Source organism: Photorhabdus heterorhabditis (genome assembly GCF_018448905.1).
GTDB lineage: Bacteria > Pseudomonadota > Gammaproteobacteria > Enterobacterales > Enterobacteriaceae > Photorhabdus > Photorhabdus heterorhabditis.
Window position 1 is genome coordinate 30,958 of record NZ_RCWA01000027.1, and the last position, 14,898, is coordinate 45,855.

The 14,898-nt window shown below is 41.6% G+C and carries 10 protein-coding genes; 7 read left to right on the plus strand and 3 right to left on the minus strand.

Annotated features, from left to right (window positions below; all coding sequences use genetic code 11):
- Positions 1 to 559 precede the first annotated feature (559 nt).
- Both pyrD and EAE89_RS16045 read left to right on the plus strand, forming a co-directional pair.
- Positions 560 to 1,570, plus strand: a complete 1,011-nt coding sequence (gene pyrD, locus EAE89_RS16040; RefSeq protein ID WP_054475801.1) for a quinone-dependent dihydroorotate dehydrogenase — start codon at positions 560 to 562, stop codon at positions 1,568 to 1,570.
- A 190-nt stretch (positions 1,571 to 1,760) separates the two neighbouring features.
- Positions 1,761 to 2,306 carry a cell division protein ZapC gene (locus tag EAE89_RS16045; protein ID WP_149617139.1) on the plus strand — a complete coding sequence of 182 codons (546 nt, stop codon included), beginning with the start codon at positions 1,761 to 1,763 and terminating at the stop codon, positions 2,304 to 2,306.
- 373 nt (positions 2,307 to 2,679) lie between these two features.
- Here the strand turns inward: EAE89_RS16045 and EAE89_RS16050 are convergent, their stop codons facing one another.
- The 3 genes from EAE89_RS16050 to EAE89_RS16060 form a co-directional block, all read right to left on the minus strand.
- Positions 2,680 to 3,978 carry a glycosyltransferase gene (locus tag EAE89_RS16050; RefSeq protein ID WP_214086228.1) on the minus strand — a complete coding sequence of 433 codons (1,299 nt, stop codon included), beginning with the start codon at positions 3,976 to 3,978 and terminating at the stop codon, positions 2,680 to 2,682.
- 220 nt (positions 3,979 to 4,198) lie between these two features.
- On the minus strand, positions 4,199 to 5,497 hold the full coding sequence (locus EAE89_RS16055) for a glycosyltransferase (RefSeq protein WP_214086229.1): 1,299 nt from the start codon (positions 5,495 to 5,497) through the stop codon (positions 4,199 to 4,201).
- Between the two features lie 451 nt (positions 5,498 to 5,948).
- Entirely contained in the window at positions 5,949 to 7,073 is a 1,125-nt protein-coding gene (locus EAE89_RS16060) for a YcbX family protein (protein ID WP_214086230.1), read from the minus strand.
- Positions 7,074 to 7,175: 102 nt separating this feature from the next.
- Here EAE89_RS16060 and rlmKL point away from each other — a divergent pair, with 102 nt between their 5' ends.
- The 5 genes from rlmKL (at position 7,176) to pqiC (ending at position 14,777) form a co-directional block, all read left to right on the plus strand.
- Positions 7,176 to 9,293 (plus strand): bifunctional 23S rRNA (guanine(2069)-N(7))-methyltransferase RlmK/23S rRNA (guanine(2445)-N(2))-methyltransferase RlmL, encoded by a 2,118-nt coding sequence (gene rlmKL / locus EAE89_RS16065; RefSeq protein ID WP_214086231.1) that lies wholly within the window; start codon positions 7,176 to 7,178, stop codon positions 9,291 to 9,293.
- Between the two features lie 5 nt (positions 9,294 to 9,298).
- Positions 9,299 to 11,209 carry an ABC transporter ATP-binding protein gene (locus EAE89_RS16070; protein ID WP_149617134.1) on the plus strand — a complete coding sequence of 637 codons (1,911 nt, stop codon included), beginning with the start codon at positions 9,299 to 9,301 and terminating at the stop codon, positions 11,207 to 11,209.
- A 90-nt stretch (positions 11,210 to 11,299) separates the two neighbouring features.
- On the plus strand, positions 11,300 to 12,547 hold the full coding sequence (gene pqiA / locus EAE89_RS16075; RefSeq protein WP_214086232.1) for a membrane integrity-associated transporter subunit PqiA: 1,248 nt from the start codon (positions 11,300 to 11,302) through the stop codon (positions 12,545 to 12,547).
- 20 nt (positions 12,548 to 12,567) lie between these two features.
- Complete coding sequence (gene pqiB / locus EAE89_RS16080; RefSeq protein ID WP_054475790.1) at positions 12,568 to 14,217, plus strand: intermembrane transport protein PqiB; 1,650 nt, start codon at positions 12,568 to 12,570, stop codon at positions 14,215 to 14,217.
- Positions 14,214 to 14,777 carry a membrane integrity-associated transporter subunit PqiC gene (pqiC, locus tag EAE89_RS16085; RefSeq protein WP_214086233.1) on the plus strand — a complete coding sequence of 188 codons (564 nt, stop codon included), beginning with the start codon at positions 14,214 to 14,216 and terminating at the stop codon, positions 14,775 to 14,777. The genes pqiB and pqiC overlap by 4 nt, the downstream gene beginning before the upstream one ends.
- Positions 14,778 to 14,898 lie beyond the last annotated feature (121 nt).

The window sequence follows — 14,898 nt, forward strand, 5'->3', positions numbered from 1 at the left end:
ACAATAGAAGATAAAATAATCTCCATTTTTTTATCATTATATGAAGCATTATTCAATAGCGAAATGAATCTGTACTAATTTAAAATGATCTTACTTAACTCTTGTAGGGGGAAAGTTTTAAATATTGGATAATCATACCTTTATTAAAGGTGGAAAAACTCCGTATGTACTTTAGCAAGATGCTTTTGATACTTTGGGATTTTATAAAAATTTCGCAGGTTTTTTTAACCTTTCGATGCGTTTTTAATCTTGGGGAAGAAAGTAGGGTAACACACTGAAATGGCAGTTAATTTTTGTATCCTTAATGGTATGTTTTTACTATTTAAAGGCAGCTAAACGACAGTTTTAGTCACGGATGGAAAAAATTTGCTTCTGGTGAGCATATTTCTGTAGCCTCAACCCACGCTATTCGGTTAATCTCTTGACAGGATTTCTTGGAGATTAGCAATGAGCATTGTGTCGTTCAAGAATTTCTAAGTGTTACATGAATGTGTATAGAAACGTATTAGTTTTATTTTTATAACTTAGTGTTTATGAATTAATTAACAGGTTGAGGATGATGTGCTACCCACTAATCAGGAAGGCGTTGTTTCAGTTTGATCCGGAACGAGCGCACGAGTTAACTTTCCGCCAGCTCAAACGTATTACCGGTACTCCTTTCGAATTTCTTATCCATCAGTCAGTTGCTACAAAACCTGTTACCTGCATGGGCCTGTCATTTAAAAATCCCCTTGGTCTGGCGGCAGGTCTTGATAAAGATGGCGATTGTATTGATGCATTTGGTGCAATGGGATTTGGCTTTATTGAAATTGGTACTGTGACTCCACGTGCTCAGGCAGGAAATGATAAACCAAGATTGTTTCGTATCGTTGAAGCAGAAGGGTTAATTAACCGTATGGGCTTCAATAACCTCGGTGTTGATAACCTAGTGGAAAATGTCAAAAAAACGAAATATGGTGGGGTTATTGGGATCAATATTGGCAAAAATAAGGATACGCCAGTAGATCATGGGAAAGATGATTATTTAATCTGTATGGATAAAGTTTATCCTTATGCTGGCTATGTTACGATTAATATCTCGTCACCGAACACGCCGGGTTTAAGAACATTACAATACGGCGAAGCGCTGGATGATTTACTCTCTGCGATTAAAGATAAACAAAGTGAGCTTCAACAAAAATATCAAAAATATGTCCCGGTTGCGGTAAAAATCGCACCGGATCTTTCTGAAGCGGAGTTGGTGCAAATTGCAGATAGTTTGATTCGTCATAATATCGATGGTGTTGTTGCAACGAATACAACATTAGACAAGAAATTAGTTGAAGGACTTAACTATTGCCAACAAGCTGGTGGATTAAGTGGGCGACCGGTTCAATTACGTAGTACAGAAATTATTCGTCGATTATCGCAAGAATTAAAAGGTGAGATTCCTATTATTGGTGTTGGCGGAATAGATTCACTGACTGCGGCTAGAGAAAAAATAGCAGCAGGGGCTTCTTTAATACAGATTTTCTCAGGGTTTATCTATCATGGGCCAAAATTAATCAAAGATATCGTCAATCATATCTGAATTTTTCTGGTAATTTATCATTGGGGGTTTATTTTTGCCCCCAACTCGTCTATATTCGCTCTGATTACCTAAATTTTATCTGTATCTTCGCATGTCTTTTAATTATGACAGGACTTATTTCACTGAATAGCAGGTAAGTTATTTACAATCTGTTTAGAGATGTAAGCTTTTTGGCATAAAAGGATAACCCATGAAAATTAAACCTGATGACCAATGGCGCTGGTATTTTGATGCTGACCATGACCGTGTAATGCTTGATCTGTCTAATGGTATGGTTTTTCGTTCCTGTTTTCCTGCAAAGATGCTGATACCCTATGCAATGGGAGAAGTGTCGTTTTCTGTAGAAGATGCGACGCTTTATTATTGTTTTGAAGAACAGGCACGCCGAATTAATATTTCAGATGAATTCAGGGCTGAATTAATTCTTAATGCGTTAGTGGCTTTTCGCTTTATTAAGCCACAAATGCCAAGAAGCTGGTATTTTTCTCGTTTTGCTATGATGGAAAAGCCTGTACACGGGGAGTTGATCCAGGTACGGCTTCTGGACTGTGGAACCGATGCTATATTTTTGGTAGCAGAAGCCGGGGATAGTGCGAGCCTTTGCTTGCTAGCTCAACCGCAATTAACGTTATCTGATCGGGTAATGAATTTTTGCGATCCAATTAAGATTATGAATGACAGATTGATGCCATTTGTGGAACCTGTTTGTATGCCAATTTATGGCGCTGCGGTCTGATTTGAGTTTAAGATCTAGTTGTTCTGTTCTCTTTCTAAGAGCAAAGTCGCTTTTTTCTTGTGTCCTAAAATCATCTGTTAGCTATCATCACAGAAACTTACCTGTTATACCCAATGGATTTCAAGATGGATCGCGACGGCAAGGGCGGCGAATCCCCGGGAGCATAGATAACTATGTCATAGATAACACTGTGACCGGGGTGAGAGAGTGCAGCCAACAAAGAGGCAACTTGAAAGATAACGGGTATATATGTAATAGCTACAGTTCACTCATTTGAAGCAGGCGTGGGAAATATATTAAGAATCATTTTAATAGCTCCCCCTCTGGATAACATGAGTCTCAAGATGAGGAGGAGAGATAATATATTAAGGAGTTAATTAGCGCGGTTTCGTTCGAGGATTAATTGTTCTGCGTGATTGGATATTGCTGCCAATGCGTCGTGACTGGCGTAATCGTCTTGGACGATTTGGGCGCGTTGTTTAAACAAATTTGTACTTAGCATATTTTCCACTGCTTGCTTAAGCTGAGATTCAGCAGGTTGTGCTGTATCCAGATTAATACCGCATCCAGCCCATACGACGCGAAACGCTGTCTCTTGTTTACCTTCTCCTGTATCGGCAATGAGCAATGGTGTACCGTGGTTGAGGGCGTAATTAATGGTTCCGTAACCCCCGTTGGATACTAGTAATGAAGCTTTCGGTAGCCAGTACTCAAATGAGATAAATTCTTCGATGCGTGCGTTGTCAGGTATGTTCTCTCGCAGTATTTCTGCCGATCTGCCACCGGTGGTCGCCAATACACGTACAGGTAATGTGGTCAGTGCTCGCAATGTAGGGAAAATTAACTGATTTAGATCGGTATTGGACATGGTGCCTTGAGTGACTATAACTAGTGGACGTGGATCATCTTCTTCCCATAATTGAGGTGATTCTATTTTCGGTGCGGGGTTGGGGAGTGGGCCAATAAAATGGACTGTATCAGGCAATCCTTCTCGTGGGTATTCAAATGCCAGGGTTGAAAGTTGCAAAAAGCGATCAGAGCTGAAGATGACTTCATCGTTGAAAAATCTGGTTAACGTAGCGCATCCTGACTGAGCTAATGCGTCATTAAAGCGATCCTGTACTTCGGTTATTAGTTGTCGGGCTTCCTCATCCACGAGTTGTTCATGGGTCAATTCTGATGGTAATAATGCGGGTGGGATACGTGGTCCCCAGAAAATGGAGTCTTTCGAAGAGTAAGCCAGAGGCGTTATGCCAATGATGATCACTGGAAGGCGATGAGCTTTTCCTTTTTGCAGCAGTGGCAATATGCCATAAAAGCAGTTCTCGGCTATAAGTAATTCTGCTTGCTGTTCATGGATGATTTGTTGTAATTGTCGGTCGAGGAATGGGATTGGACTACAGAAGAAATCTTTAAACGCTAGCGCCATTTGCAGATTTCCTGGCGGAAGGTGCGCTCGGTCAGGAAAACGTTGCTTTAAGTGACGGTAATCAAAGTCTATTTTTTCATCAAAAGGGATAAATTCTGCGTTTAAATTTTCCACATGTTGGCGAAATAACGCGCCAGTGAATACAGTTACCTGATGTCCTTGTGCTATCAGTGATTGAGTTACCTTTAACATCGGATAGACATGCCCGGGTGTGGCGACCGCTGCAATGACAATACGTGCCATAACTTACTCCTTATACTGTTTTGATTTAATTACGTTAACTCCTGACTCAAAGTGTGATTATTTTATGACTACTGTCATAAATTAATTGTAGTTATAATAATTAATTATGACAATAATCACTTAGATTTATTTTTTTATGAGGTTATTAAATATGTTGATTTCCCCGCCTTTTAGCCTGTGTTAGCGCCAAAATGGAGAGGAAGGATGAAGTATCTAGGGTTTAGTTAATGCGGCTTTGTTCAAGAATTAATTGTTCTACGTGATGGGATATTGCTGTTAATGCATCATGTCTTGTGTAATCTTTTTGGACAATTTGTGCACGTTGTTTAAACAAGTCTGTATTTAACATATTTTCCACTGTTTGCTTCAGTTGAGATTCAGTGGGGTGTGCTGTCTCTAGGTTAATTCCGCATCCAGCCCATACGACACGAAAGGCCGCTTCCTGCTTACCTTCTCCTGCATCTGCAATGAGTAATGGTGTACCATGGCTAAGAGCGTAATTAATGGTTCCGTAACCCCCGTTGGATATCAGTAGTGAAGCTTGTGGCAGCCAATGCTCAAATGAAATAAATTCTTCAACGCGTGCATTTTCAGGTATGTTCTTACTCAGTGTTTCTACAGATCTACCACCGGTGGTTGCCAATATACGCACTGGTAATGTAGCTAATGCGTGTAATGTGGGGAGAATCAACTGATTTAAATCAATATTAGAAATAGTACCCTGAGTGACTATAATCAATGGGCGTGGATCATCTTCTTCCCATAACTGAGGTGATGCTACTGTCGGTGCAGGGTTAGGAAGCGGCCCAATAAAATGGACTGTATCAGGCAATCCTTCTCGTGGGTATTCAAATGCCAGGGTTGAGAGTTGTAAAAAGCGATCAGCACCAAAAATTATTTCATCATTGAAAGGTCTGGTTAACGCAGAGCCGCCTGACTGAACTAATGCATCATTGAAACTATCCTGCACTTCGGCTATTAGCTGTTGATTGGTTTCATCTACGAGTTGTTCATGTGTCAATTCTGGTGGTAATACTGCGGGCGGGATGCGTGGCCCCCAAAAAACCGAATCTTTCGAAGAGTAAGCCAAAGGCGTTATGCCAACAACTATTACTGGAAGACGATGGATTTTTTCTTTTTGCAGCAGAGGTAATATGCCGTAAAAGCAGTTTTCGGCTATAAGCAATTCCGCTTGTTGTTCACGAATGATTTGTCGCAGTTGACGATCGAGAAGTGGGATTGGGGCGGAGAAAAAGTTCTTGAATGCGAGTGCCATTTGTACATTTCCCGGAGGAAGCTGAGCACGGTTAGGGAAATGTTGTTCTAAATGACGGTAGTCAAAGTCTATTTGTTCATCAAAAGGGGCAAATTGTGCGCTTAAAGCTTCGACTTGTTGGCGAAATAACGCACCGGTAAACATTGTTACCTGATGTCCTTGTGCTATCAGTGATTCAGCAATCTTTAACATCGGATAGATATGCCCGGGTGTTGCGACCGCTGCAATGACAATACGTGCCATGATTTGCTCCTTCATATTGTTTTGATTGAATTGCGCTAGCTCCTGTCTCAGAGTGTAATCATTTTATGACGACTGTCACAAATTCATTATAGTAATAAATAATTCATTATAGTGATAATCAATATTATTGACTTTTATGTGAAATTATTACATATGCTGATTTCTTGATTTTCTCCACTTTCTAGTTAGTTGTCTGTGTTAGTACCAAAATGGAAATGGAGGACAAAAATTGACGATTAAGAAATGGGATTGGGGTAGCGAATATGTTCTTTAGTGCCTGATTGCTTCTACTTGTTAACGAAGTATCACGCTGGTGAAGGTATGGTGTCCCCTGTGAGATAATTGGTTCGGCAACCTTTTAACATAGGATAGAGCGGCTCAAGGCTTGTGGTGGCTGCAATTCATGTAATTATCCGCGTGCCAACTCATGGCACTGCGGTTTTATTTGAATTTAAGATCTATTCTGTGTATTACTTTTAAGAATAAGATTATTCTTTGGGATACAGCAGCAAGCTAGAATATAACCATCATTTTTAATTGCGGTGGCTTTTAAAGGAGAAACCTCTCCTTTCACTAAAGAAATTTTACAGCATCCACATATACCCGCCCGACATGAGTAAGGCACTCTTATTCCTTGTTGTTCCAGTTGTTCTAAAATGATTTGTTGATTATTACCTGTAAAGGTTTGCCCATTATATTCAATAGTTACAATTTGATTATTTGTTTTTGGTGCATCGATGTTGTCAACTTTTTCACTATTGCCATATTTACGGGGATCTTTTTTAGCTAATATAGTTACATTATCCCCGACGCGAATAATACCACTTGAACGGGCAATGAGGTTCTGACCAAAATCGATATCACCGTTTTCTGCGGTACGGAATGATTGCAAAGTTGCTAAGGGTTCTCCATTTGGATTTTTAATTCCTTTATCAATGCTGACAGTTGTTAGAATACAGCGGCTACATGGTTTAGGTAAGTCAAAAATAACATCCCCAATCTGGATTGATTGCCAACTGTCTTCTGCAAATGCCTCTGCACCGGTAATAACAATATTTGGGCGAAATTGTTCTAATCTAATACTAGCGGGGCAACGTTGTTGTAATAAATGAAATGAAGCCTCATTAATAAGCAAAAATGGATAACCATCAGCAAATGATAATGGAACTTCAGGGTGTTTTTTTACCCTGCGAGTTAATTCATGGCTTAACCAGCGTAATTGCACTGGAGTGTCAAAAAAACCACTTAGCCATTGGTTAATGGCTTCCGGGGCAATGAGTGCTGTAAAATGATTTCCCCATACTTCAGTAGGTTGCTGCTCTGGCTGGAAATCGCTATAGAGCACTGTGGCATTTTCGCCGTTAGGTGCATGCAGATAAATACCGTTGTTTAAAATAGCAGGAGTGAACAGCAGCATCTGGGGATACTTACGAGCAGTAATAAAAGTCCCGTCTGGAGTCGTGATCATAAAATTGCGGTCAAATATAAGGCCGCTTTCACGAACTAATGCATGGGAAAGTTGCAAACCACGCATAGACTTTACCGGGTGAGTGTACAGGCGAGACAAAGTTATCATCCATTAATCTCCATGAAACATTTTTTCAGCGTGAGCAACTTTATGACATGTCACCCGGATTAGCTATAATGCGTAACAATTTTCTTTTTGGTGATACACAATATGAACTCTCTGTTTGCCAGTACGGCGCGTGGATTAGAAGAACTTTTAAAGAACGAACTGGAAATGCTGGGTGCGCAATCATGCAAAATTGTGCAGGGAGGAGTTCATTTTCAAGGTGACGATAGAGTGATGTATAAAAGTCTGATGTGGAGCAGGCTGGCATCACGTATTTTGCTACCACTAAACGAATTTAATGTTTATAGCGACTTAGATCTCTATCTTGGGGTTCAGTCTGTTGATTGGAGCCAGATTTTCTCTGTAGACAGCACTTTCTCCGTGCATTTCAGTGGCACGAATGAAGAGATTCGGAATACTCAATATGGCGCACTCAAAGTTAAAGATGCCATTGTCGATAGCTTTATTCGTAAGTTGGATCAGCGTCCAAATGTGGCAAAGCAACAGCCTGATATTCGCATTAATGTTTTCTTGAATAAAGAGAAAGCCAGTGTTGCTCTAGATTTGAGTGGTGAAGGTTTGCATATTCGTGGTTATCGAGATCTTGCTGGTCAGGCTCCGTTGAAAGAAAACTTGGCCGCAGCGATTATCGTGCGTTCAGGTTGGCAGGTTGGTACTCCGATGGTCGATCCCATGTGTGGTTCGGGCACGTTATTGATTGAAGCCGCAATGATGGCGGCTGATCGTGCTCCGGGGTTATATCGCAATAACTGGGGTTTTGCGGCTTGGTTGAAGCATGATAAAGAAATTTGGACTGAGGTAACGGCAGAAGCACAAGTTCGTTTCCGTAAAGGTCTTCAGGAAACAACTGCTCGTTTCTTTGGTTCTGATATTGATCGCAGAGTGCTGGATATGGCGCGGTCAAATGCCCGCAGAGCAGGGGTTGCACCATTGATAACTTTCCAGCAAGGTGATGCCAGCCGTTTGGAAAACCCGTTACCCGAAGGTTCTGCCGGAACCGTATTAAGTAATCCACCATATGGCGAACGTCTGGAAAGTGAGCCAGCATTGATTGCATTGCACAGTTTATTTGGACGGGTGATGAGAAGTCGTTTTCCTGGTTGGCGTCTGTCTCTGTTTAGTGCCTCACCTGAATTGTTAAGCTGTCTGCAATTACGGGCTGAACGTGAGTTTAAAGCCAAAAATGGTCCACTGGATTGTGTACAGAAAAATTATCAACTATCAGATAAACCGCACTCATCAGAGATAGATATAGCGGGAGATTATGCCAATCGCCTTCGCAAAAATGAAAAGAAATTAACTAAATGGGCAAAACAACAAGGGATTGATTGCTATCGTCTGTATGATGCCGATTTACCCGAATATAACGTTGCTGTTGACTATTATGCGGATAAAGTGGTGATTCAGGAATATGCTCCACCAAAAAGTGTTGATGCTAATAAGGCGCGTCAGCGTTTGTTTGATGTTATCAGTGCAACGATGCAGGTTCTTGGGCTTTCATCAAATCAATTAGTGCTCAAGACCCGTCAGCGTCAGAAAGGCAAGAGCCAGTATGAAAAGATGGCAGAAAAACAAGAATTCTTTCTGGTAAATGAGTATGACGCAAAATTTTGGGTCAACTTAATTGATTATTTGGACACCGGCCTGTTCCTTGACCATCGTATTGCCCGGAAAATGTTAGGTGAAATGAGTGAAGGGAAAGATTTTCTGAATCTATTTGCCTATACCGGATCAGCGACTGTGCATGCTGGGTTAGGAGGTGCTCGTTCAACAACAACGGTAGATATGTCCCGTACTTATCTTGAGTGGGCTGAACGGAATTTACAGGTTAATGAGTTGACAGGTCGTCAGCACCGTTTAATTCAGGCTGATTGTCTCGCATGGCTGGCTCAGACCTGCGAACAATTTGATTTGATTTTTATTGATCCGCCAACTTTCTCCAATTCTAAACGGATGGAAGATACGTTTGATGTACAACGCGACCATATCATGTTGATGAAGCAGCTTAAACGCCTGTTACGTCGTGGTGGAACGTTGATGTTTTCCAATAATAAACGCGGTTTTAAAATGGATTTTTCTGAGCTGGAAAAAATTGGCTTGGTGGCAGAAGAAATCACCAGCAAAACCCAGTCGCAGGATTTTGCCCGTAACCGTCAGATTCATAACTGCTGGCTATTACGTCATGCTGGTGAGGAAAAATAATTATTATGTCATTAATCAATTTATCTGGTGCTTGGTTGTCATTCAGTGATGCGCCATTACTTGATAATGCAGAATTGCATATAGAAAAAAATGAAAGGGTTTGTCTGGTTGGCCGTAATGGCGCAGGAAAATCCACTTTGTTGCGGGTATTAGCAAAAGAACAATCACTGGATGATGGTCAGGTTATTTATGAGCAGGATCTGGTTGTTGCCCGATTACAGCAAGACCCCCCTCGTGACGTGGAAGGGACGGTTTTTGATTTTGTCGCCGAAGGTGTTCAGGAGCAAGCCAAATATATTAAAGCGTTCCATCAGGTTTCCCACATAGTGGAGCAGGACCCAAGTGAGAAAAATCTCAGCCGTCTGGCAGAATTGCAGGAGGTGTTGGATATCCGTGGGTTATGGTCGTTGGACAGCCGTATTAATGACGTATTGAAACAGCTCTCCTTACCTGCGGAAGAGAAGCTCTCTTCTCTTTCTGGCGGCTGGTTGCGTAAAGCTGCATTGGGAAGGGCACTGGTCAGTTCACCAAAAGTTTTGTTTCTTGATGAACCAACTAACCATCTGGATATTGATACGATTGAGTGGCTGGAAAATTTCTTGAAAGATTTTCAGGGCAGTATTGTTTTCATTTCCCATGATCGTTCATTTATTCGCAGTATGGCAACCCGTATTGTTGATTTGGATCGCGGTAAATTGGTTTCATGGCCGGGTAATTACGATGAGTTTCTTGAGGGCAAAGAAGAAGCGCTGCGTGTGGAAGAAATGCAGAATGCTGAATTTGATCGCAAGCTAGCGCAGGAAGAAGTATGGATTCGCCAGGGGATTAAAGCGCGTCGTACCCGTAATGAAGGGCGCGTTAGGGCATTGAAAGCATTACGTGTTGAACGTTCTCAACGCCGTGAGGTGATGGGAACAGCCAAAATACAGATGGAAGAAGTAAGCCGTTCCGGCAAAATTGTGTTCGAGCTGGAAAATGTTAATTATCAGATTGGCAACAGGAAATTAGTCGATAATTTCAGTGCTCAGATTCAGCGTGGCGATAAAATTGCACTTGTGGGACCAAATGGTTGCGGTAAAACAACTTTATTGAAACTAATGTTAGGTGATCAGCAACCTGATAGTGGCCGAGTTCGTTGTGGTACTAAATTAGAGATTGCCTATTTTGATCAGCATCGTGCGGCGCTTGATCCTGAAAAAACGGTGATGGACAACTTGGCCGAAGGTAAACAGGAAGTGATGGTAAATGGCCGTCCCCGTCATGTTTTGGGTTATTTACAAGATTTTCTGTTCCATCCCAAACGGGCAATGACACCGGTTAAAGCGCTTTCTGGTGGTGAAAGGAACCGGTTGTTACTGGCGCGTCTATTTCTGAAACCCAGTAATTTACTAGTGCTTGATGAGCCAACCAACGACCTGGATGTGGAAACATTGGAGTTGCTGGAGGAGCTGGTAGATAGTTATAACGGTACTGTATTACTGGTCAGCCATGATCGTCAATTTGTTGATAATTCAGTGACAGAATGTTGGATTTTTGAAGGTAATGGTGTGATTAATAACTATGTTGGTGGTTATTATGATGCTCAGCAACAGCGTGAGCAGACTGTATCGTTACGCCAACAAGGTGAAAAAAAACCGCGAACAGAAATCAAAATAGAGAAAGCTAAGGAGTCACCAAAGCGTTCAGGTAATAAAATGAGTTATCATTTGTTACGTGAACTAGAACAACTTCCGTCATTGCTGGAGAAATTGGAAGAAGAGATTGAGCAATTACAATCTCAAGTGAGTGATACTGAATTTTTTAATCAACCTCATGTAGTGACTCAAAAAGTACTAACTGAACTGTCTGAGAAAGAGCAAGCATTAGAAACTGCTTTTGAGCGCTGGCAGGAATTGGAAACATTGAAAAACGGTTGATAGTCATCATTATTTACAGAATCATGTCGTGGGATTCCTCTAAGTGTGATTCTGTGAATATTTCCGATTTCCCCTGATAGGAGAAAAACCTTGTGTTCCAATAACCATCATAATGAAATGGTATTGTGTCCTCAATGTGACTTGCTGGTGGCACTACCCGAATGGGAGCAAGGAACGAAGGCGGTTTGTCCTCGTTGTAAAACGATATTAATCGCATGGTGGAAGGAGCCTAAACACCAACCAACAGGTTATGCAATCAGCGCATTATTCATGCTATTAATTGCTTGTCTGTTTCCGCTTGTCAGCATGAGTGTGACAGGAATTGACAGCGAAATTACTTTATCTCAAATCCCACAGACGATGTTCAATGAAGATTATGCCAGCATAGGAATCTTCTTCCTGTTTTGTGTTCAACTGGTACCTACATTTTGTATGATAGCGATTATCTTGCTGTGCCAGGACGTTGCTATGTCTCAGAAAATAAGGATCTGGCTGGCCAGAATTCTGTTTCAGATGAAAAACTGGTGTATGGTTGAAATTTTTCTGGTAGGAGTATTAGTCAGCTTCGTCAAATTGATAGCTTATGGTGATATCGGGTTGGGTTTGAGTTTTTTGCCATATTGTCTGTTCTGTTTGCTTCAGGTAAGAGCGTTTCAGTGCTTGGATCGTCATTGGTTATGGAACCAGATTGGGGCTGCGCCTAAGGTAGATATATCGTTGCAGGCAGGGAAGTCAGGTTTGGTACAGGGGGTGCGGCTATGTCAGTGTTGTACAGCTATTTTACCGGTAGACCAGCTGATATGTTCACGTTGCCATACTCGTGGACATGCTCGTCGACGTAACAGCTTGCAATGGACAATGGCGCTGCTAGTTACTGCTTTAATGCTTTATATTCCCGCGAATGTCTTGCCAATGATGGTGACAGAATCGCTTGGAAATCAGAGTGATTCCACTATCATGGCTGGGGTGATATTACTGTGGAGTATAGGTTCATATCCTGTAGCTTTAGTCATTTTTATTGCCAGTATTATGGTGCCATCACTGAAAATGTTGGCAATTGGTTGGTTGTGTTGGGATGCTAAAGGCCACGGTAAGCGCGATTCCGCTCGAATGCATTTTATTTATGAAATTGTGGAATTTGTCGGACGCTGGTCAATGATTGATGTATTTGTTATCGCAATATTGTCATCATTGGTGCGTATGGGAAAACTGATGAGTATTTACCCTGCTATGGGGGCGATTATTTTTTCTTTAGTTGTGATCCTTACTATGTTTGCGGCAATGACATTTGATCCGCGTTTAATTTGGGATAGAGCCAACGTTAAACATTCGTTATAAGGCAATGAAGGAGTGTCAAGGTGACGGATAAAGTTGAAGACCAGAGTCAGGCTAAAATCGACAAAATTAAAAGTTGGTCACCAGTCTGGATTGTGCCGATTGTGACAGTGCTTATTGGTGCTTGGGTATTGTTTTACCATTTTAGCCACCAAGGACCGGAAGTAACGTTGATTACCTCCAACGCAGAAGGGATTGAAGCCGGCAAAACTAAAATTAAAAGCCGCAGCGTGGACATTGGTGTGGTTGAGAGGGTTATGCTAAGTGATAACCTTAGCCAGGTTATTATCAAGGCTCGTTTGCATGATGGAATGGAAAACCTATTGCGTAGTGACAGCGCTTTTTGGGTAGTGAAACCGCAGATTGGTCGTGATGGAATATCTGGTCTTGGTACTCTCCTCTCTGGAGCTTTTATTGAGCTTCAACCGGGCACACTTGGCGATGAAGAAGATAAATTTTATTTGCTGGCCTCACCTCCATTGGCCTCACCTGATGCAAAAGGTATCCGTGTAATCTTGAGCAGTGATAAAGCGGGTCAACTCAATCCGGGTGATCCGGTGCTGTTTCGTGGCTATCGAGTTGGCTCTGTTGAAACCGGTGAATTTGAACCGAAATCCCACTTGATGCGTTATCAATTGTTTATTAATGCACCTTATGATGGCTTATTGACAACTAATGTTCGTTTCTGGAAAGACAGTGGTATCACTGTTGATCTGTCTTCTCAGGGGGTGCGCGTTGAAATGGCTTCATTATCAACACTGTTTGGTGGTGGTGTCAGCTTTGATGTACCTAAAGGCTGGGAATTGGGCGAGCCAGTTAAAGAAAAAATTACTTACAAACTCTTCGATAACCAAAAAAGTATTCAGGATTCTTTATATACCGAACATAAAGATTATCTGTTGCTCTTTTCTGATTCAGTCCGTGGATTACAGCCGGGGGCGCCAGTAGAGTTCCGTGGCATTCGCATGGGGACTGTGGCAAAAGTGCCATTCTATTCAGAGGAGATGAAACAGCGATTAGATAATGATTTTCGCATTCCGGTCCTTATCTCTATTGAACCAGGACGCTTTGAAAAAGAGCTGGGTGAAGGATTTGATGTTGAGAAAGAGCTAAATAGTATAACTAAACGTGGCCTGCGTGCTTCGCTTAAATCAGGAAACTTGCTGACTGGAGCGTTATTTATTGATTTGGATTTCTACCCGAATGAAAAAGGGTGGACTGGTCCGCATGAAATTTCCGGTTATCAATTATTACCAACAATCAGTGGTGGTCTTGCTCAAATTCAACATAAGGTCATTTCAGCGCTGGACAAAATTAATAGCATGCCAGTTGAGCCAATGTTTAATCAGGCTACCCGAACGCTGGAAGAAAGTCAGAAAGCAATTAGAAAAGCGCAGCAAGCCCTTGATGAATTAAATAAGGTACTGGCTAATTCTGAAACCAAAGATCTGCCAAAAGATATACAGAAAACATTGCAGGAATTTAACCGCAGTATGCAAGGTTTTCAGCCGGGTTCACCCGTTTATAACAAGATGTTAGATAATATGCAGCGACTGGATCAAGTATTGAGTGAGTTGCGGCCTGTTTTGAGAACACTAAATAATAAGAGCAACGCGTTAGTTTTTGAAGCTAAGCCAATTGACGATCCTGAACCGAAGAAGGCTAAAAAATGATGAAAAGATGGGCGTTAATTTTAGTGATTTTTATTTCGGCTTGTAGCAATCAGCCGGAAAAAACTTATTACCAATTGCCGGTAGTAGCAATCGCACCACAGAATAGTGCTGTTATACAGCATGATCACCAGTTGTGGGTACAACGAGTTATACTGTCCGATTATCTGGCATCCTCCGGTGTGGTATATCAAAGCAGTGATGTTAGTTATGTCAGTGCGGTGAATCATTTGTGGGCAGGCCCGCTGGAGCAGCAGCTACAGCAAGTGCTGGTAGCTGAATTAACTATGGCATTACCCCAGCGTTTGGTTTCTGCCCAACCATTGGTTAGTAAACCGGAGACTTTAGATGTGATAATCACTGGTTTTCATGGCCGTTATGACGGTAAGGTGATTTTACAAGGTTATTGGACTTTAACCCGTCAGGGGCGTGTCGTTAAATGGCCTTTTAATCTAGAGCTGAAACAGGAAGAAGATGGTTACGATGATTTAGTTCGCACACTGGCAAAAGGATGGAGTCAGTTGGCACAAGCTATTGCCAGTCAATTAGCTTCCCAGACATAACCTTTGTCATTCTCCGATCGTAAAGCCCTTTATGCTCGGAGAAGATAAATATTATCAGCAATATAAAAATTTCTCTTTATTATTAGCCTGTTATCGATTTTTTTGTGCGGATTATAACAAA

Coding starts and splice junctions, on each gene's coding strand:
- EAE89_RS16055 (WP_214086229.1), bottom strand. CDS start 5,497: ATGGCACGTATTGTCATTGCAGCGGTCGCAACACCCGGGCATATCTAT.
- pqiC (WP_214086233.1), top strand. CDS start 14,214: ATGATGAAAAGATGGGCGTTAATTTTAGTGATTTTTATTTCGGCTTGT.
- rlmKL (WP_214086231.1), top strand. CDS start 7,176: ATGAACTCTCTGTTTGCCAGTACGGCGCGTGGATTAGAAGAACTTTTA.
- EAE89_RS16070 (WP_149617134.1), top strand. CDS start 9,299: ATGTCATTAATCAATTTATCTGGTGCTTGGTTGTCATTCAGTGATGCG.
- EAE89_RS16045 (WP_149617139.1), top strand. CDS start 1,761: ATGAAAATTAAACCTGATGACCAATGGCGCTGGTATTTTGATGCTGAC.
- pyrD (WP_054475801.1), top strand. CDS start 560: ATGTGCTACCCACTAATCAGGAAGGCGTTGTTTCAGTTTGATCCGGAA.
- EAE89_RS16050 (WP_214086228.1), bottom strand. CDS start 3,978: ATGGCACGTATTGTCATTGCAGCGGTCGCCACACCCGGGCATGTCTAT.
- EAE89_RS16060 (WP_214086230.1), bottom strand. CDS start 7,073: ATGATAACTTTGTCTCGCCTGTACACTCACCCGGTAAAGTCTATGCGT.